Source organism: Fructobacillus fructosus KCTC 3544, assembly GCF_001438695.1.
GTDB classification, from domain to species: domain Bacteria; phylum Bacillota; class Bacilli; order Lactobacillales; family Lactobacillaceae; genus Fructobacillus; species Fructobacillus fructosus.
This window is the reverse complement of the sequence record NZ_JQBH01000010.1, coordinates 50,605-68,389: the sequence shown is the minus strand read 5'-3', so window position 1 is coordinate 68,389 and position 17,785 is coordinate 50,605. Positions and strand designations below refer to the sequence as shown.

The 17,785-nt window shown below is 42.8% G+C and carries 21 protein-coding genes and 1 other annotated feature; all 21 genes read left to right on the top strand.

The features are described 5' to 3' along the window. The first annotated feature begins 107 nt into the window (after nucleotides 1-107). The 21 genes from IV71_RS05780 to IV71_RS05690 all read left to right on the top strand — a co-directional run bounded on the left by IV71_RS05780 (nucleotide 108) and on the right by IV71_RS05690 (nucleotide 17,718). Complete coding sequence (locus IV71_RS05780) at nucleotides 108-3,005, top strand: phage tail tape measure protein (RefSeq protein WP_010690952.1); 2,898 nt, start codon at nucleotides 108-110, stop codon at nucleotides 3,003-3,005. A 9-nt stretch (nucleotides 3,006-3,014) separates the two neighbouring features. After that, a complete protein-coding gene (locus tag IV71_RS05775) occupies nucleotides 3,015-3,809 on the top strand; it encodes a distal tail protein Dit (RefSeq protein ID WP_010690953.1) in 795 nt (264 codons plus the stop codon). Between the two features lie 35 nt (nucleotides 3,810-3,844). Further along, nucleotides 3,845-4,741, top strand: coding sequence for a phage tail spike protein (locus IV71_RS05770; protein ID WP_158534701.1), 897 nt, complete (start codon nucleotides 3,845-3,847; stop codon nucleotides 4,739-4,741). 31 nt (nucleotides 4,742-4,772) lie between these two features. Then, complete coding sequence (locus IV71_RS05765) at nucleotides 4,773-5,930, top strand: hypothetical protein (RefSeq protein ID WP_010690964.1); 1,158 nt, start codon at nucleotides 4,773-4,775, stop codon at nucleotides 5,928-5,930. A 9-nt stretch (nucleotides 5,931-5,939) separates the two neighbouring features. Further along, nucleotides 5,940-6,353, top strand: a complete 414-nt coding sequence (locus IV71_RS05760) for a hypothetical protein (protein WP_010690966.1) — start codon at nucleotides 5,940-5,942, stop codon at nucleotides 6,351-6,353. Beyond that, on the top strand, nucleotides 6,337-7,536 hold the full coding sequence (locus IV71_RS05755) for a BppU family phage baseplate upper protein (protein WP_010690972.1): 1,200 nt from the start codon (nucleotides 6,337-6,339) through the stop codon (nucleotides 7,534-7,536). Before IV71_RS05760 ends, IV71_RS05755 begins: the two co-directional genes overlap by 17 nt. Nucleotides 7,537-7,548: 12 nt before the next feature. Then, a complete protein-coding gene (locus IV71_RS05750) occupies nucleotides 7,549-7,863 on the top strand; it encodes a hypothetical protein (RefSeq protein ID WP_010690973.1) in 315 nt (104 codons plus the stop codon). After that, the gene (locus IV71_RS07770; RefSeq protein WP_010690974.1) at nucleotides 7,863-8,000 is read left to right on the top strand and encodes an XkdX family protein; all 138 of its coding nucleotides are present in this window, start codon (nucleotides 7,863-7,865) and stop codon (nucleotides 7,998-8,000) included. The genes IV71_RS05750 and IV71_RS07770 overlap by 1 nt, the downstream gene beginning before the upstream one ends. A 1-nt stretch (nucleotide 8,001) precedes the next feature. Continuing rightward, nucleotides 8,002-8,406, top strand: a complete 405-nt coding sequence (locus IV71_RS05745) for a hypothetical protein (RefSeq protein ID WP_010690975.1) — start codon at nucleotides 8,002-8,004, stop codon at nucleotides 8,404-8,406. After that, nucleotides 8,399-8,689 carry a hypothetical protein gene (locus IV71_RS05740; RefSeq protein WP_010690976.1) on the top strand — a complete coding sequence of 97 codons (291 nt, stop codon included), beginning with the start codon at nucleotides 8,399-8,401 and terminating at the stop codon, nucleotides 8,687-8,689. Before IV71_RS05745 ends, IV71_RS05740 begins: the two co-directional genes overlap by 8 nt. Nucleotides 8,690-8,712: 23 nt before the next feature. After that, nucleotides 8,713-9,048, top strand: a complete 336-nt coding sequence (locus IV71_RS05735; protein ID WP_010690977.1) for a hypothetical protein — start codon at nucleotides 8,713-8,715, stop codon at nucleotides 9,046-9,048. A gap of 52 nt (nucleotides 9,049-9,100) precedes the next feature. After that, nucleotides 9,101-10,180: a glycoside hydrolase family 25 protein gene (locus IV71_RS05730; protein ID WP_010690978.1), complete on the top strand. Its 1,080-nt coding sequence runs from the start codon at nucleotides 9,101-9,103 to the stop codon at nucleotides 10,178-10,180. Nucleotides 10,181-10,655: 475 nt separating this feature from the next. Further along, nucleotides 10,656-10,868 carry a hypothetical protein gene (locus IV71_RS05725; RefSeq protein WP_010690979.1) on the top strand — a complete coding sequence of 71 codons (213 nt, stop codon included), beginning with the start codon at nucleotides 10,656-10,658 and terminating at the stop codon, nucleotides 10,866-10,868. A 286-nt stretch (nucleotides 10,869-11,154) separates the two neighbouring features. Next, nucleotides 11,155-11,712: an NADPH-dependent FMN reductase gene (locus IV71_RS05720; protein ID WP_010690980.1), complete on the top strand. Its 558-nt coding sequence runs from the start codon at nucleotides 11,155-11,157 to the stop codon at nucleotides 11,710-11,712. Then, nucleotides 11,713-12,069 (top strand): DUF1304 domain-containing protein, encoded by a 357-nt coding sequence (locus IV71_RS05715; RefSeq protein ID WP_010690981.1) that lies wholly within the window; start codon nucleotides 11,713-11,715, stop codon nucleotides 12,067-12,069. 4 nt (nucleotides 12,070-12,073) lie between these two features. Continuing rightward, entirely contained in the window at nucleotides 12,074-12,376 is a 303-nt protein-coding gene (locus tag IV71_RS07765) for a CHY zinc finger protein (RefSeq protein WP_010690982.1), read from the top strand. 111 nt (nucleotides 12,377-12,487) lie between these two features. Continuing rightward, nucleotides 12,488-13,411, top strand: coding sequence for an L-lactate dehydrogenase (locus IV71_RS05710; protein ID WP_010690983.1), 924 nt, complete (start codon nucleotides 12,488-12,490; stop codon nucleotides 13,409-13,411). 86 nt (nucleotides 13,412-13,497) lie between these two features. Continuing rightward, nucleotides 13,498-13,739, top strand: a binding site (T-box leader). Between the two features lie 65 nt (nucleotides 13,740-13,804). Beyond that, nucleotides 13,805-14,647, top strand: coding sequence for an SAM hydrolase/SAM-dependent halogenase family protein (locus IV71_RS05705; protein WP_010690984.1), 843 nt, complete (start codon nucleotides 13,805-13,807; stop codon nucleotides 14,645-14,647). Nucleotide 14,648: 1 nt separating this feature from the next. Next, nucleotides 14,649-15,206: an ECF-type riboflavin transporter substrate-binding protein gene (locus IV71_RS05700; protein WP_010690986.1), complete on the top strand. Its 558-nt coding sequence runs from the start codon at nucleotides 14,649-14,651 to the stop codon at nucleotides 15,204-15,206. Nucleotides 15,207-15,218: 12 nt separating this feature from the next. Next, complete coding sequence (locus IV71_RS05695) at nucleotides 15,219-16,901, top strand: ABC transporter ATP-binding protein (protein WP_010690988.1); 1,683 nt, start codon at nucleotides 15,219-15,221, stop codon at nucleotides 16,899-16,901. Further along, entirely contained in the window at nucleotides 16,894-17,718 is an 825-nt protein-coding gene (locus IV71_RS05690; protein ID WP_010690989.1) for an energy-coupling factor transporter transmembrane component T family protein, read from the top strand. Before IV71_RS05695 ends, IV71_RS05690 begins: the two co-directional genes overlap by 8 nt. The last annotated feature ends 67 nt before the right edge of the window (nucleotides 17,719-17,785 follow it).

Below are 17,785 nucleotides of genomic sequence, written 5' to 3'. Positions count from 1 at the left end.
GATAATTATACAGTGGACGATGCATAAAATCTGTCCATTTTATCAGCATACGAGCAAAGAGTCAGGTTACAACATGGATCTATTACAAGAACTAGAAAGGGGGTTAAATGGCTGAACAATATGAAGTCAAAGCAGTCTATTCTGCTGATATAACGGCGTTTAGTGCGGGCGTTCAGACTGCGATTGCTTCCATGTCTAACTTTAATCGCACGGCTCAAGATTCAACGAGCAAGGTTTCTAACTCATTAAAGAGCGTTGGGAAAGCGATGACAGTTGTTGGTGCGGCAACAACGGCGGTTGGTATGAAATCGATTAAATCATTTGGCGATTTTCAACAAAGCCTGAACCAAGCAGCGGTTATTGCTGGTGGCACCGCCAAAGATATTGGCGGTTTATCGGATATGGCCAATAAAATGGGAGCTGATTTGCCTCTTAGTGCCCAAGCGGCCGCTGAGGCTATGGTTGCGATGGCTCGTGATGGAGCTTCTATTAGCACAATCAAGGAAGAATTCCCGTCTATTGCTCGTGCAGCTACTGCCGCTGGAGAAGATTTGCAGACGACTGCTGGTGTTGTTCAACAGTCAATGAACATTTGGGGTAAAAGTCTTGATGGTTCATCACAGGCGGCCGCTATTCTGACACAGACAGCCAATCTATCGAACGCCTCTATTGGGTCTATGCAGCAAGCATTGGCCACTATTGGTGGTACGGCTTCTAACGCTGGCGTGTCAATGCAGGACACTTCAACTGCCATTGGATTGCTTACTAATCGTGGTTTTAGTGCGGCACAGGCTTCACAGGATTTGAACCACGCAATGCTGATGATGCAAGCGCCTAGTAGTGTTGCTGCTAAGCAAATGGACGCATTGGGTATTTCGTTTACCGACGCAAAGGGGAATATGAAACAATTCCCACAGATATTGACTGAAATTTCTCAAAAAATGGATGGCATGAGTTCTAGTGATAAAGCGGCAGCTCTTAAAAGGATGTTTGGAACATCTGGAATGGCTGCCATTCTTCCACTTCTCGATTCCATTAATGATAAATCTGGTAACACGACAACGTCTTGGAATGCATTTTCTGATGCCATGCAACAAGCGTCAGCGAATGGCCAAGTATCTACTGATTTCTTGAACAATCAAGCAACTGAAATGCAAAAGAATATCGGTTCTAAGATTGAACAACTCGGTGGAAACTGGGAACAGTTACGTAACAAGTCGTTAGAAAGTAAAGGCGGAGTTTCTGCAGCCTTTATTGATATGACGAACGGAGCTATGAACTGGGCTTCTGCCAGTAACGATTCATTTGCCAAGATGACACAAAACTTCATTGGATTAACGCCGGTGATTGGTCCTGCTGTTACTGGTTTGGGAACGTTTTTGACCCACGCAAAGAAAATCGGGGATGCTGCTGGAAGTATTATCAGCACTGTTGGTAATGTTGGTAAAACAGCTTCATCGCTTACTAAAATTGCAATGGGTGCTGAGGGAGCTAGAGAAGGATTAGAAAATTTAGCTAAGTCTAGTAAAATTGCTGCAGCAGCTAACGGGTTGCTTAATCTATCATTCTTAGCTAGCCCTATAACATGGATAGTTGTTGGTATCGTAGCAGTTGTTGCTGCACTAACATTATTCTTTACTAAGACAAAGATTGGTCAACAAATTTGGAAAGGGTTTGTCGATTGGTTAGGTCAAGCATGGAATGGTCTTGTGGGTGTGGCCAATACAGTTGGGAAAGCTATATCGGATGCTTTCACTGTAGTAGTAGACGTGATTAAGACAGTTTGGCAACCAATTGGAGAATTCTTTAGCGGACTGTGGAACGGTATTGTGGAGTTTGCCAAAGGAGTATGGGAAGACTTTTCTGATGGTATGCGGCCAATTGTTGATGCATTCAAGAACTTATGGAAATCGCTTTCTGAGTTTTTCCCGGTTCTTTTTGACGGAATTGTTGCTTACCTAGGGGGTGTGTTTGCTCCCGTTATTGCAATAGTAACAATGGTTGTAGGAGAAATAAAAATAGCATGGGCGTTTTTGGTTCCTTTTTTTCAAGGAATTTGGACAGCCGTTCAAGATGTTATCTTCCCAGTATTAAACGCCATCGCTAATACCATTGGGATGTGGGCTAGTGTTGTATGGGATGTCATCAAAACGGCGTTCAACTCCATTATGATCACAATTCAAACAGTCTGGAACATTATTGAAACTATTATTTCGACCACTTGGAAGAATATCACAACGCTTATATCTGGAGCGATTAATGTTATCTCAGACATTATTAAGCTATTTACTGACTTGTTTAAAGGTAATTGGAGCGCTGTATGGGATGATGCTAAAAACATTGTTTCAACAATTTGGAACACCATTAGTTCTATTGTTTCAAATAACTTGTCTGGAATTGGAAAGATTGCTGGAGAACTTGGTCACTGGATTGTTTCGCAGCTTCAAAACGCATGGAATGGACTTGGTTCAATTGTAAGTTCAATTTGGAATGGTGTTAAGAGTATTATTAATGCTGCTATGCATATTGATTTGTGGGGAGCTGGTAAAGCAATTATTGATGGATTCGTTAAAGGTCTTAGAGATGCTTGGGAAGCAGGTAAAAACTTTGTCAGCGGCATTGCATCATGGATTAAAAAGCACAAAGGGCCAATTAGTTATGACAAGGTTTTGCTTACCCCAGCAGGTAATGCCATTATGAGTGGGCTTAATAGTGGACTGATGACCGGCTTTAAGGACGTCAAATCCAATGTGTCTGGTATGGCTGGTGCTATTGCCAATTCATTTGGTAGTACAAATTTGGCATATAGCATGACGCCGATTACTTCTGGTTTTGATTTAAACGATAATGGGACTGTTTCCATGTCACTTGAAAATAATAAGCAACCTGCAAATATCAATATTGGCATGAGTCAGAGTACCTATTCTGCTTATGTAGACGATATTTCAAACCAACAAGGCAAGTCATACGACTTACGAAAGAACAACGCTGTGAGCGTGTATTAAGGGGGATAAATGCAGTATGAATTTAAAGACCTAAATAAGACTACCTCGCCCTCCGTTGGTAAGTCAGTTGAAAGCTTGAACTTTAACGGTATCAATTTAGAAAGTGAAATTGATGAGTTTCGAACGGTATCAGTTGACGGAAGAGATAACTATTCTCGAAAGTTGTCAACTTCTGATAGCTTAGGCGATGGAGAGTTCTTTCTTCGGTCAAAAATTGAAAAGAACACGATTTCGGTTGTGTTCTTTTTAATTGCTGAGACGTCAGAGCAATTTAATCGGGCTTTTACTCGCTTGAAGTTGTTGTTACAAGGGGATGAAAAAGAGTTCTATTTTGCTGACGAGCCAGAGTTTACTCGTATTGGGACAGTGACCAAACTGTCTAATGGAGAGCCTGGTTCATTGAGTGTTAAAGGAACAATTGAAATCACTATGTCAGACCCATATCGACATGGCCAAACAAAGATGATTGATGGGCAAAACGTTGTTTATATCAATGATCCCCAGTTAACGTATCGACAGAATGTTGATTCGATTGTGGTAAATGTTGGTGAAAGCTCCACAAATGAAATTTTGCTAACTATTGGAAATGACTGGCGTTTGAAGATGAATGGGTCATTTCCATCATTGGCCACCATTATATTAAATATTAATGATAGGTCGCTTACTGTTAATGGTAATAGCGCCTTGAACACGATTGATATTATGCAAACAAACATTTTTGAAGCAACTATTGAGAAAGGGTCACAGGTTCGTTGTTCACAGGCGGCCAAAATGACGGTTAAGTACCGGGTTAAGCAGTTATGATTTATCTTTTCGATAAAAAACAAGAGATTGTGGGGATGCTTGATAAAGCAGATATGCTTGAAGCAAAACTCGATTTAAAGATTAATACGGCCGCTAAGTTTGACCTGTCTCTTCCGCCAAATAAGGCGTTTGGAAATAATGTTCGATATGTTGGTGTTCCTCATCCGTTGGATGAAAATAAATACCTCATGCTCCGGTTGATGAGTGTGAAGGACAGTTCGGATAGGGTCGATTATTCATGGTATGAGCTAGCCTACCAAGAACTGGGAAGCTACTCGTATATAAAAGACAGGCGTTTCACTTCAGAGACAGCAGAAAACTTGATGAAAGTAGCACTTGGAGGAAGCCCGTGGAAACTTGGAAAATGTAACGTTAATGCATCACTGCACACTAATTTTTACTATTTAAGCAATCTTGAAGCTATTAATACGGTCGTTAAAGCCCTCGGTGGAGAGATTGTTTTTTATGTGTCAATTTCAGGTAATAAGGTGACTGGTCGTTACATGGATTATGTGACGGCACAGGGAGCTGATACTTCTAAAGTGTTTGTTCACGGCTCTAATCTTTTGAACGTTGAACGGACCGGAGATAATTCAAGCATTTACACAGCTATCTTGCCTCGTGGAAAAGGGGAACAAGTTAGTGAAGGGGAAGGTGATACACCCGATGGATATGGCCGTCGAATTACAATCGAGGATCTTGAATGGAAGAAGTCGAATAATGACCCATTAGATAAGCCGAATGGGGATGCCGTTCTAGTTGATCCATTAGCTACTGCAGAATATGGCCATATCGATGGCAGTCCTCGTTTACTGATCAAGACGTATGAAGACATTGACGATAAGTGGGTGCTTCTTAACACGGCCTACCGTGACTTAATGCAGGCAAACCATCCAGCTTATCAGTATTCTGCTTCAGTAACTGATACCTGATGGCCTTTCCCTTGGCGATACGGTGCTTATTATGCACAATGACCGAGATTTGTCGTACAAAACTCGTGTGTTTGAGGTCGAATATGACTTGATAACACCAGAAAATACGACATTACAACTTGGAGCTGACTTGTCTAACAATTCGATTACGCAAGCTATGACTAGTATTTCATCAACCGCACAAAGCATGTCTAACACGCTATCGTGGACGATGAGCCATGGGGGTAATAACGACACGACATTTGGTCCTAAGGCTCCTGCTAGTCCCCGTAAGGGTAACGTATGGTACAAGCAATTAGACAATGGCACAACGGAACTTTACTACTGGGATGGAAATGCTTGGGTAATGTCAGCAAATACCGACAGTCAATGGCAAAAGAACCGTGCCGAACAGAGTGGTGATCATACTCGTTTTGATGGGCCAGATGAGCCTAAAAATGCTCAACAAGGAGACATCTGGTTTAAAGAAGATGTTAATGAAAAGAATGGCATTGCTATGTACTCATACTCCGGAAAAACGTGGGTTAAGTTTAATGGGATGACTGATGCCAACATGCTACAAGAAGGCAATATTGACGCCTCTCGTATCAATGTTCTCAATCTGGATGCTGGAAATATAACTGCTGGAACTTTGTCTGCAAACTTTATTAAGGGTGGACAGATTGATGCCAGCCAAATTGATGTTATTAATCTTAACGTGAACAGCCTAGTTGGTAATGTTTCACAATTCATTAAGTCAAACTGGAATGGCGAGTATCAATCAGTATCCATTGAATGGTCTGGAATGACAGTTTCAACTGGCGATATGAAGACATCATTTAACAATTATGGAATTAATTTTGATTACCGAGGACGGTCAATTGGTTATATCGGACGAAGTACTTTGGTTGGGAATGATAACGTTGTCGGAATGTCCTTTAACCTTAATTCTGATGGTGACTATTTTTCCTGGTCAGCTAAAGATAAGGGAGACCCAGATGGAAACTATCCTATGAAAATGGCATGGTATCGTCAAGGAATCAATAATACTCCCGGTTTTGTTTTTAGTGATGATGTTAGATTTGATAAAAATATGATTGTTAAAGGTCAAGGTGGAGTCGAATATATCTTGTTTAGGTTGGCACTTGCCAAGAATGAAGGTAAGACGTTGAAAATATTTTATTCAGACGATAGCTACATGTATATATGAGGTGTTTAGATGATCAAGATTAAAAACAGCAAACTGCAGTCCATTGCTAATTTTCTAAAGGATGCAAAGCTAGCCGGAAAGGTATCAAGGTATCGGTCTAAGTTGCTTGCGGATATTGAAGCGAAGATGATGGAACTGGCAAAAGACGAGCAGAACATCGTTAAAGAGTCCGGAGCAACTATTAATGACGAGGGGAACATCACTGATTTTCCCGACGACGACTCACGGTTATTTTTACAAAAAGAGTTAACTGACATTCGTTTTGAACAGTCAATTTTCAATGAAAAAATCGTTGGTCAGTTTTTTGCTTTGTATATTGCTATGTGCGAATACTCGGAACCATTGGCTGGAAAAGATGCACAAGCATATGACGACCTTATGGAAGTGCTAGAGGAAGGAGGATACGATGAGCAAAGCGATTAATTTAGCGCTAGATACAACTAAATCTGATATTAACAACCCTACTTATAAATTAAGGCAGGGCGATGGCAACTATCAGACAATTCGAGCGACTATTACGGCTAATGGCGAACCTTTTGATTTAACTGATGTCAGTGTCTCGTTTAATGGAACGACAGCAGCCAACACCAAAGTGATTGATTACAACGTTGTTAAAATCGATATTCTGCAGGGACTGATTGAATACACACCTAACAAGCAGATGGGATCTAGTGTAGGACGATACAAAGAAGCATATTTTAGGTTTACAAAGGGTGACAGTACAGCAACTACTGCCTCTTTTAATATCGATGTGACTACAAGCGTTGATATTAACAACGAAGATGCTAAAGATTATGTATCAATTGTTGACACGGTTGTTAAAAACTTAAATGACACAACAGAAAAACAGTTGGCTCACTCGGATGAAGTAATTAATGGACACATTGATGAATTGAGTGAAAAGATTGAGTCAACCACCCAAGACTTCAATGAAAAAGCTAACAAAGCAACGTCATCCGTTTTAAAAGCCCAACAGATAATTGACACGAAGTTGTCCAATGTTGAGAAGCAAATTGAAGAGGATGTCTCAAGTACAAATGATAGGGTCAAGCAATTAAATGATGCTTTAGATAACATTAAAGCTGATGAACCAAATTACGCCAAAATAAATTCTGACAATACTTTTAAGGGAAAAAACAATTTTGAGCAGAAGATTATTGCCCCTAATGGCTTGCAAGGAAACGCTGACACCGCTAGACAATCTGAATATGTAAATCCTAAAAATAATCAGATTGTTAATAACTTGACGGTTAATGGTCAACTAAAAGTTTCAGGAAACCAAAAGGTTGTATCGTTTAGTGGCACGATTCCCAAGTTTGGTTTTGCTATTGAAGGACAAAGAGTAGGAGATACTGTCAGAATCCATTTAGGAAGACATGACACTCCAGATATAGGAGGTTGGACTGGATTTGATTATTTTTTGCCTAATGGTTTTAAACCAGCTTTTGATGTATCAAATGTCATGTGGTGTGACTTGCAAATAGCTAAATTACAAATTGGACAGGATGGAGGAATGATTTTGTTGAACCGAGGAATCCAACATGTAACCCCAGGCGATTCAGATTTTACGATTGAATTCAAAACAAATGATGATTTCCCAGAATAAGGAGGACTGGCGATGGAAAAGAAATGGTACTTCAAATACAATCCACAGACATTCGAGTTTATCCCAGGAGCTATTCTTGCTGAAAAACAGCCAGAGAATACAACCGATATTGAGCCAACTGGATTTTATGGTCTTCCAAAATGGAATGAATCAGATCATAAATGGGAAGGACAGTCGCTTCCTGACTGGTTGCAAGAACAGAAAGCAAACGATATCAATCAAGTTGACAGTGACAAGCAAATGTTGTCCTCCCTGATGACTACAATGATGAAACAAGAAATGCGCATCCAGCAGCTTGAAGCCGAACAATCAGGAGGTGCTAAATAATGTATGACAATATCAAGTATTTCTATGAACGTCTTGGATGGTCTAAGGAAAAGGTTCATGATGCTGTCGGTATGGGTTGGATTACCGAGAAACAGTATCAATCAATTACCAATGAAGAACAGAAAGATAGGAGATAGAATGAAGCGACATTTTTGGAAGAATCGTCAGTGGGCAACCATTGCGGTTGAGGAAATTGTTGTTGGTCTTGTGGTGATGTTGCACTACCAGCAACTAGATATTCGGTTACCGCCAGCCCTTGGGCTGCTAGATGATGCGCCATTTGGATTGCTGTACATCACAGTGGGTGTGGTACTGCTAGTTAACTCGCTGTGGGACTTTTATTGGCATCGTATCCGTTTGGTCCTGATTGCACTATCTGGCGGTATGTGGACGATGCTGGCGTTTAGCTATGCCCTTAACGACTACATCACGCACAACGTGTCGATTGTTCCGTTTATCTTCACAATCATCACGATCAATGTTTATTTGAGTGCCTGGTCAGAGCCACGCTACAAGCTGAATGGCGGTGTACACCATGGATAATTTAGCGCTAATCGTTGGTGGTATTGGAACGATTACAACGGCATATTACGCTTGGAGAGGCAAGAAAGAAGATACCAGACAAAAGCATGACGACACCATGACGGCTCTCATGACGACACAGAATGATTTAGTCGAAAAGTTGTCAAAGCAAGTTGATGAGTTAAATAAAGAAATTCTTGATTTGAAAGACGACAATCGCAAACTAACTAATGAAAATAAAGAGCTACGGATTGAAATTCGTACTCTAACAGAACAAATTAAACAACTAACGCCGGCTGATTAGCCGGTTTTTTATTGGAGGAAGAAATGGACTTTACACAAGCACAAGCACTTTTGATTTTTTCGGTAACGATTGCCGTACTTTTTAGGAAACCATTGAATGCTTTGGCTGACTTCATTATTGCTCACACAAAGAGTAAGCGTATGAAGCAGGTTGCTTTTTTTGCCAAGCAGTCACTAGCGGCGGCCGCAACTTCTGGTATCGTTACTGACCAAATAAAGGCACAAGCAATTAACACACTAACTGCGCGTGTTCAAGAAAACGGTCTTGGCAAGCACTTCACTGATGAACAGATTAAGTTCTACATCGACCAAGCGATTGCCGATTCAGACAAGTTGTCTGAACAAGTACCAACAAAATAATAACGATCACACAGATGACTTCGGTCGACTTTTTTATTGGAGGAAATTAAACATGTTTAAAGTAGCAGACGTTTCAAGCGCACAAGGTGCTAACATTGCCGGTATTATTGCTGAAAATGACGCCGTTATTGTTAAGGTAACTGAGGGTAATTACTACATCAACCCTAATTGGAAGGAGCAAGTACGACAATCACTTGCAGCCGGTAAGCGTGTTGGTTTGTACCATTACATGCACGGAGGTGTTGACCCTGTAGAACAGGCTAAGTATTTTATTAATGAAGTTGGGGTGTTCGCTCAAAACGATACTATCCCGCTTATTTTGGATTTTGAAAACTCAAATCGATTGGATTCTAACGGTAACCGTATCTATCCAGAGTTGACCGGTCAAGAAGTAAAGCCGTTTAATGATTACATCGAAAATCAAACTGGTAAAAAGGTATGGATGTACCTTGGTGCTGGTGATGTGAACGGTGGTTATTATGACTGGACTAACTTAGGCATCACTGATAACCCACTTTGGTTGGCTGGTTATCCATTATTTGATGGACAAAAGGATAACTATGATGATGAAGTGGCTGCAAAGGGGGATCGCCTGTACTTTAACCAGTTAAAGCACTGGAGCACAGTAACCATGTGGCAGTGGTCAAGCACTCCTTATGACAAGAGTGTGCTTTACGGAGATGTCAATACTTGGGATGCTTTGTCTAAGCGATCAGCGGAACACGCACAAGATGCTGTAGATGTGCAGCCTAATGTGCAACCAGTATCGCCAGATTATGACGAAAATAGCGCCATTGATAAGTTTAAAGATGGCGGTAACGTATTCTACTTGCAAGGTGCAATGACTATCCAAGACGTAAAGCAACTTGATGACGGAACTTGGGTAGTGCGTGTTGACGAACTAGAAACAGATTTTGATTGGAATTACAATGGTATTCCTACTGTTTTGCTTGATAACTTGACAACGAGAGTGCGTGACTTTAATCCTGGAGACCAAGTTGTCTTTAAGGAACTGTACAACCACGGAACCATCGATAAGTACGATAAGCGCTACAACGTTATCGGTATTTACTACATGCAAGGGAAGTACCTTGTATGGTACGATGCTGATAAGGCGTACGATCATTACTAATAAAAGGGGGAAACCCCTGTACATATTTGATATAATTTAATATAAAAGCGTGTCGGGCTTTACGAAGTGGCATGCGGAAATTGACGGGGAAAACGCAGACGTGCGCCCGTCTTTTTTTGTGCAAAAACACCCTAAAAATGTTGACAAATATATAATACGTGGTATTATATAAGTATAGAGAAAGGAGGTAACAATGTGAGTAAAAGAAAAAAACCTAAAGAGATAGAAATCAAGTTCGAGCTAAACTTCTACTTCTTTAAGTTCACGATTGCGATTAAGTGGTAAAAATTACCACGGGGCGCAAGCCCTTTCGCGTATACTCATATTAACACACCATGAAAAAGACATATACTAATAAAAACGGCAAAAAGATTTCGTTTGAATTAAAGAAAACAAATAGGCGAGATAAGAAAGAATTTATAATTGGTGTAATCGTTGTTATCGCATTAGTTATTATTTGGAGAGTATTGTTCTGATGGAAAATAAAAATACAGGACGACCGGCAGAATATGAAAGCTCAACGACTGCACAAAATGAAGCTAACAAGCGCTGGGCGCAAAAGAATAAGGAACACAAGAAGTATCTTTCATACCGAACTTATTCACGATCGTTCATTCGCAAGTTAGCAACAGAAGAAGACTTGAACGAACTTTCTAATTTGATAGAAGAGCGCCGAAAAATGCTATAATTAACCAGTCGTAACTACCGTAGCGACTCCTAACATAAACTCCCCTAGACTCGTGATTGAGTTTAGGGTGTTTTATCATTAATTACTACATATTTACTACATAACCTTTATAAATGCTTATTTATCAACGCTGTATAATTCACTTCTTCTCCACTAAGTAAAGCACAGCTGGATGGCTGTGCTTTTTTACTTGTATTGAGATAAAGCGAACCAAGCGTTAATCAGTCGTTTTTGATAGTGGAAAAGTTTACAATAGGGTCAAACAGATTGAGCGGAGGAGTACATCATGAAAGTTGCTATTTTAGTCGGTTCGAACCGTCAGTTTTCGGTTTCACGCAAAGTCGCTTACTGGTTGAACCCCATTTTGAACAGTGCTGACATGGCGGCCGAAGTTTTGGATTTGGCTGAGATTAACCTGCCCTGGTTGGATGAGCCCGAATTGCCAGCGGTGGGAATGTATCAGCTAGAGGCCACCAAGACCTGGTCGAACATTGTTAAGGAGTTCGATGCCATGGTCATTGTTTTCCCACAGTATAATTGGGGCTATCCGGCCGTTTTGAAAAACGCGCTCGATACGCTCTACCAGGAATGGCAGGAACTGCCGGTAGCGACCGTTGCCATTGGTTCCCACGGTGGGTTTCAGGGGGAGCTGGCGCTTTCGATGGTCTTGCAGGGCCTGAAGATGCGCCGGTTACCAGTGAACTTGCGGCTATCCATTAAACCGGATGAAATTGAGCGCGAGGCTGATGAGGCAGAGACGGCGCAATTTTTGGCGGATTCTGTCGATCAGGCAAAGCTGTTAGCACAAGCTTTAAAAAAAGAAGTAAACGAAAAGGATGAATAAATGACAACATTTGTGACCGTTTTAAGCCTCTTAGTGGCAATTGAATTTTTCTATATTCTGTACCTGGAGACTTTTGCCACGACTTCTGCTAGCACAGGCAAAGTCTTTTCGATGACAGCCGATGAGCTTGCCCAGCCAAAAGTCCAGCTACTCTTTCGTAATCAGGGAATCTACAACGGATTGATTGCGGTTGGGATGCTCTACGCGACTTTTGTACAACGGGATTTGTTAGTGCCGCTCCTGGCTTACATCCTTTTAGTGGCGGCTTATGGTGCTTTTTCTGCTGGCAAAGTCGCTTTGTTCTTCAAGCAGGGTGGCTTGGCTTTGCTAACGTTGCTTCTGTTACTGTTGGGTTAACGAAATGATTAAAGTTTGGGGTCAATCCGTTGGAGAAACGGGTACTTGTCGGCATTACCATAGTGAGTTGGACGTGGTTGCCCAACAGTGTGCCGGCTGTCAACGGTACTATGCGTGTTATCAGTGTCATGACGAACTGGAGAACCATGTCTTTCAGCCGGCTTCAACATCAGCGGGCAAGCCAGTCCTGTGTGGTGCCTGTCAGACGCTTCTGACGTATGAAGAGTATCAGCTGGGGGTCTGCCCGACGTGTCAACACCCGTTTAATCCAGGGTGTGCCTTACACCATGACCGCTACTTTCAGTAAGCTGTCTAAAAATGAATGTTGAAAAAGATTTAAATGAACGTTTTCTAATAAAAGTGTTGACTTTCGGCTTTGATTCTTCTATTCTTGATGAAAAAGCAGGAGGAAAGACAGATGCGAAAAGTGGGAATCATCGGAATGGGAAACGTTGGATCAGCGGTGGCGCACGCGTTGATTCAAGAGGGTGCCTTTGATGAGTATGTCTTGATTGATAAGCGCGAAGAAAAGGTCCGCGCCGAAGCGTTGGATTTTGAAGATGCGAAGGCCAACCAAAATGAGAGCTATCAAATTACAGTGAACGATTATTCCGCTTTGGATGACGCAGATGTTGTGATTTCAGCGATTGGAAAGATTGAGTTGCACTACAACAACGTGAAGCGCGATCGCTTTATTGAATTACCCTTTACTGCTGAACAGACTAAGGAAGTGGCGGCCAAGTTGAAGGCTACTAAGTTCTCCGGAACGTTAGTTGTGATTACGAATCCTTGTGATGCCATTGCAGCACTTTACCAAAAGGAAACGGGTTATCCAAAGGAGAAGGTGATTGCAACCGGTACTTTGCTGGATACCGCCCGTATGAAGCGTGCCGTTGGGGCTGCCTTTGGGGTAACTCCGAAGTCCGTTTCGGGGTACAACCTTGGGGAGCACGGTAACTCCCAGTTCTCCGCTTGGTCCACGGTTCGTGTTTTGGAACAGCCAATCAAGGAAATCGCACGAGAACGTGGGGTTGATTTGGCAGATATTGAGGAAGACTCAATTCGTGGTGGCTATACTGTCTTTTCTGGTAAGAAATGCACGACCTATGGCATTGCGACAGCGGCTGTTCGCTTGACCAAGGCAGTGGTCTCCGATTCTCACGAAGAGTTGGTTGTTTCCCATTACCAGGATGCATACGGAACTTACCTTTCAACGCCGGCCGTTGTTGGACGTGCGGGAATTGTTTACCATGTTCCAATGGCATTGCCAAAGGATGAGGCTGGTAAGTTGCAAGCATCTGCGGATTCAATTAAGACGCAATTTGAGAAATACGCGGACTAATGTTCGTGTTTTAATGGTTAAGAGACGGAAATGAATGTTTTATATTCCTTATTGACTTTTATAACCGAACGATTTAAGATAAAGAGGTTGAAGCGAAGAAAAGATAAGTAAGAGCTGCGGTTGCTAAGAGAGCCGGTGTTTGGTGAAAACCGGTCGATTCACGTTCTGAAAATGGTCTTGGAGCTTTTGTTAGAGTGAGCGTTTGTGAGCTCTGGCCGGGAATCGCCCGTTATAGCGAATGGTTTTCGAATATTGAGAACCTAGAAAGGGTAGCACCGTGAGATGCTACCAAACACACCAGGTGGTAACGCGAATTTTCGTCCCGGGTAGGTCTTTTGACCTATCCGGGTTTTTTAGTTGCCAAGAAAAGCTGCAAAATAGCAGGAGGAAGAAATGAAAGAAGCATTGGTATTACAAACAGACTTTGGCTTGAATGACGGCGCCGTTTCCACCATGTACGGGGTTGCTCGTCAAGTTGACCCGGAAGTAACGGTTGCTGATTTAACGCACGGTATCACGCCATTTAACATCTTTGAAGGTTCATTCCGCCTCTCGCAAACGGTGAAGTATTGGCCAGCTGGAACAGTTTTCGTTTCCGTTGTGGATCCTGGTGTTGGCTCCAAGCGCCTTTCCTTGGTGGCGAAGCTCAAAACCGGTCACTATGTTGTCACGCCTGATAACGGCACGTTGACTCACTTAGACAAGCTCTATGGAATTGAAGCCGTGCGGGTGATTGATGAGAGTATTGATCGATTGCCGGGTTCTGAAAAATCCGCGACTTTCCACGGCCGTGACATCTACGTTTATAACGGCGCTCGTTTGGCTGGTGGGGAAGTGACTTTTGACCAAATTGGTGAAGAATTGCCGGTGCAAGACATTGTCCGCCTGCCTTTGAACCCAGCCAGGGTTGAAGGAAACAAAATTCTTGGAAACGTCGACATTACTGACGTTAACTTTGGCTCGCTTTGGACCAACATTGATGAAGAACTTTGGGAAGATTTTGGCGCCCGTTATGGGGATGTCTTCAACGTATCGGTCTTCTATGAGGGCAAGCGGGTTTATCAGGCTAAATTGCCTTACTACAAGACCTTTGCTGACGTGAAGAATGGTGAGACGCTCATTTATGTTAATTCCGTCTATACGGTTGGTATTGCCATTCGTCTCGGCTCAATGGCGACCGAAAACCACTTATCCGCCGGTCAGCACTGGACGATTGAGATTGAAAAGGAGAACTAAGATGAAGAAAAAGGGATTATCGACAAAGGACGTTGTTGCCATTGGAATTGGGGCAGCCGTCTTCTTGATTTTGTTTAAGTTTATTGCCATTCCAACGGGAATTCCAAATACTCAGATTAACGTGGCTCAATCATGGCTATCGCTTCTTTCCGTAATCTTTTCACCAATTGTTGGTTTCTTTGTGGCCATCATTGGGCACAGCCTAAACGATGCCATCTCATACGGATCCGTTTGGTGGTCTTGGGTTATTGCCGATGGTATCTATGCCTTGATTTTTGCGGTGCTGGTCAAGCGAGCTAATTTGTTGCAGGGAAAGCTAACTGCTTTCAAGCTGATCTGGTTTAACATTAGCCAGGCCATTGCCAATGTCATTGCTTGGCTGGTTGTAGCCCCCATCCTAGACATTTTGATTTATGCCGAACCAGCTAACAAAGTCTTCTTGCAAGGTGGCCTTTCTGTTGTGGTGAACATCATTTCGACGGCAATTATTGGAACGACTTTGGTATCGTTGTATATTAAAAACAAAGGGCAACAAGAACTATTGCGTAAAGAAGATTAGAAAGAGAACTGAATGACTGATTCTGTCTTACAATTTAAGGACCTCTCCTTTCGTTATCACAGTCAAGCGGAAGAAACGTTGAAGAATCTAAACTTCACCATCCAAAAGGGGAGTAAAACTCTCGTTTTAGGCCCTTCCGGTTCGGGAAAGTCAACGCTGATTGCTCTTATCAATGCATTGGTAACTGAAAAAGAGGGCGAAATCGACGGACAAGTCTTCATTAATAATGAGGACCAAGCTGGGACTGACTCTTTTGACCGTTCGCTTTTAGTTGGGACTATTTTACAAGACACTGATCGCCAGTTTGTTGGTCTAACGGTGGCTGAAGACATTGCTTTCGTGCTCGAAAACGAGGCGGAAGCGGTTGAAAAACTGCGTGCTGCCGTTGCCAACATCGCCGATAAGTTAGGATTGACTAATTTGTTGCCGTTGGGGCCGGAGGCGCTCTCCGGTGGACAAAAGCAACGGGTTGCCATGGCGGGGGTGCTGGTTGGGAATAGTCCCATTTTAGTTTTGGATGAGCCCCTCGCAAGTCTCGATCCCCAAACCGGTCAAGCGGTGCTTGCGACCATTGAGCAACTGCATCAAGATGGTATTACCATCATTATGGTGGAACACCGTCTGGATGAGGTTTTGCGTCAAGGTGTTGATCATGTTTTGGTTCTGAAAAACGGTGAACTCGTCTTTGACGGACAGGCCGAGGATTTGCTTAAAAACCCTCGCTTTCACGACTGGCAGTTGGCCCAGCCGGCGTATCTGTCACTCGTTGAACAATCGGGTTATTCTCTGCAGAATCTTGAACACATTGAAGATGTTCAAACGGTAACCGGTCCCAACCTGAAGCAGCAACTGCAACAGGCGCAAAAGGCTAAGAAAACAGCAGTAGATAAGGGAACACAAGACAGGCCCACGGCCGCCTTGGAGGCGGAGAACTTGACCTATTCCTATGGCGATCGAACCATTTTAGACGATGTTTCGTTGACCATTGATGCCAATCAATGGTTGGCCTTGATCGGCGAAAATGGTTCTGGAAAGTCGACGCTCGCCCGTTTAATTGCTGGTTTCTTACCTGTTCAACAGGGACGTGTTTTTTCGAAGAGTGACGAGGATAAGAACGTCACAGTCGACTTTGCCAAACTGAGCTTGGCAGAGCAGGCGCGATACGTGGGCTACGTTTCGCAAAATCCTAACGAGATGCTCATTGGTTTGTCAGTTTTTGAGGAAGTGGCTACCGGCTTGCGCCTGCATCATGTGGCGGAAGATGTCATTGAGGAAACGGTTAATTTTGCTCTCAAAAAGGCGAATCTCTATCCTTATCGTCATTGGCAAAGTCAATCGCTGTCTTTTGGTCAAAAGAGACGCTTATCCGTTTTGTCAGTAGCCATTTTGGAACCTAAGGTCTTAATTTTAGACGAACCAACGGCCGGACAAGACGATGTTTCCGCCAAAGGGTTGCTGGAATACTTGCGTTTGTTGCAAGATTCCGGGATTGCCCTGGTGACGGTTACTCACGATATGGCCCTGATTGAAAAGTGGGCAGATCAGGTGGTCTCCTTGGTAGCGGGGCGTCTGACGGCGAAAATGACGCCGGCCGAACTTTTTAGTCAACGGTCGTTATTGGAACAGACGTCACTCATTGTGCCATCGGATCAAATTTTGCTGACGCGCATTGAAAGGGAGGGTAGTCATGACTGATTTTCTTGGTTATCAAGACCGCGATTCGGTCATCCATCGATTAAACGCGACGAGTAAGCTGCTTGTCTTTTTGTTGCTTACGGTCGCGGGGATCCTTTCCTTTGACATCCGCTTCCTGCTTTTGTTGACGGTTTTTGCCGGTTTTGTTTTATATTTATCAAAAATCTCTTGGCGCTCGATTCGGATACTGGTTTATTTAACCGTCGTTTTTGCGCTGCTTAATCTGGTGTTGATTTATGTTTTTGCACCACAATACGGGGTTGAGTTATACCATGATAAAACGATTTTACTTGGTTCGGGTTACTATGCTTTGACGAGTCAACAACTGTTTTATGAACTGTTGGTGTTACTAAAGTATTGTTTTTCGGTTCCGCTTTCCCTGGCTTTCTTACTCACGACGCAACCTTCTCAATTGGCAGCGGGTCTGAATCGAGTGGGAATTTCTTATAAGATTGCCTACGCCTTTTCCTTGACACTGCGGTATTTACCGACGATTCAAAACGAGTTTCAAACCACAAAAAAGGTGCAGGAGGCCCGCGGGTTCGCCCTTGGTAAAAAAGCATCCTTAGGGAAGAAAATGATGGCTTCGACCCGCCTCTTACTTTCCCTGGCCTTTTCGACTTTGGAAAAAGTCGAAACAATTTCCGAAGCGATGGCCCTACGCCGCTTCGGTAAGAAGCGAAAACGAACATGGTATTACAGTCAAAAATGGCGCTTGCCGGATTGGCTGGCTTTGACGATGGGAATTCTTCTTTTGTTACTGGCTGTCTGGTTGGTATCAATCGATGGTGGCCGTTTTTGGAATCCGTTCAGATAAAAATTAAAAAATACTCATAATTTGTTGACTTTTATTAGAATGGCGTGGTATATTAATACCACGCCAT

What these genes read in the sequence shown, in the direction of transcription:
- IV71_RS05725 (WP_010690979.1), top strand. Translation starts at nt 10,656, where the DNA reads ATGGAAAATAAAAATACAGGACGACCGGCAGAATATGAAAGCTCAACG.
- IV71_RS05690 (WP_010690989.1), top strand. Translation starts at nt 16,894, where the DNA reads ATGACTGATTTTCTTGGTTATCAAGACCGCGATTCGGTCATCCATCGA.
- IV71_RS05740 (WP_010690976.1), top strand. Translation starts at nt 8,399, where the DNA reads ATGGATAATTTAGCGCTAATCGTTGGTGGTATTGGAACGATTACAACG.
- IV71_RS05705 (WP_010690984.1), top strand. Translation starts at nt 13,805, where the DNA reads ATGAAAGAAGCATTGGTATTACAAACAGACTTTGGCTTGAATGACGGC.
- IV71_RS05780 (WP_010690952.1), top strand. Translation starts at nt 108, where the DNA reads ATGGCTGAACAATATGAAGTCAAAGCAGTCTATTCTGCTGATATAACG.
- IV71_RS07770 (WP_010690974.1), top strand. Translation starts at nt 7,863, where the DNA reads ATGTATGACAATATCAAGTATTTCTATGAACGTCTTGGATGGTCTAAG.
- IV71_RS05760 (WP_010690966.1), top strand. Translation starts at nt 5,940, where the DNA reads ATGATCAAGATTAAAAACAGCAAACTGCAGTCCATTGCTAATTTTCTA.
- IV71_RS05730 (WP_010690978.1), top strand. Translation starts at nt 9,101, where the DNA reads ATGTTTAAAGTAGCAGACGTTTCAAGCGCACAAGGTGCTAACATTGCC.
- IV71_RS05775 (WP_010690953.1), top strand. Translation starts at nt 3,015, where the DNA reads ATGCAGTATGAATTTAAAGACCTAAATAAGACTACCTCGCCCTCCGTT.
- IV71_RS05765 (WP_010690964.1), top strand. Translation starts at nt 4,773, where the DNA reads ATGCACAATGACCGAGATTTGTCGTACAAAACTCGTGTGTTTGAGGTC.
- IV71_RS05700 (WP_010690986.1), top strand. Translation starts at nt 14,649, where the DNA reads ATGAAGAAAAAGGGATTATCGACAAAGGACGTTGTTGCCATTGGAATT.
- IV71_RS05695 (WP_010690988.1), top strand. Translation starts at nt 15,219, where the DNA reads ATGACTGATTCTGTCTTACAATTTAAGGACCTCTCCTTTCGTTATCAC.
- IV71_RS05720 (WP_010690980.1), top strand. Translation starts at nt 11,155, where the DNA reads ATGAAAGTTGCTATTTTAGTCGGTTCGAACCGTCAGTTTTCGGTTTCA.
- IV71_RS05710 (WP_010690983.1), top strand. Translation starts at nt 12,488, where the DNA reads ATGCGAAAAGTGGGAATCATCGGAATGGGAAACGTTGGATCAGCGGTG.
- IV71_RS05755 (WP_010690972.1), top strand. Translation starts at nt 6,337, where the DNA reads ATGAGCAAAGCGATTAATTTAGCGCTAGATACAACTAAATCTGATATT.
- IV71_RS07765 (WP_010690982.1), top strand. Translation starts at nt 12,074, where the DNA reads ATGATTAAAGTTTGGGGTCAATCCGTTGGAGAAACGGGTACTTGTCGG.
- IV71_RS05745 (WP_010690975.1), top strand. Translation starts at nt 8,002, where the DNA reads ATGAAGCGACATTTTTGGAAGAATCGTCAGTGGGCAACCATTGCGGTT.
- IV71_RS05770 (WP_158534701.1), top strand. Translation starts at nt 3,845, where the DNA reads ATGCTTGATAAAGCAGATATGCTTGAAGCAAAACTCGATTTAAAGATT.
- IV71_RS05750 (WP_010690973.1), top strand. Translation starts at nt 7,549, where the DNA reads ATGGAAAAGAAATGGTACTTCAAATACAATCCACAGACATTCGAGTTT.
- IV71_RS05715 (WP_010690981.1), top strand. Translation starts at nt 11,713, where the DNA reads ATGACAACATTTGTGACCGTTTTAAGCCTCTTAGTGGCAATTGAATTT.
- IV71_RS05735 (WP_010690977.1), top strand. Translation starts at nt 8,713, where the DNA reads ATGGACTTTACACAAGCACAAGCACTTTTGATTTTTTCGGTAACGATT.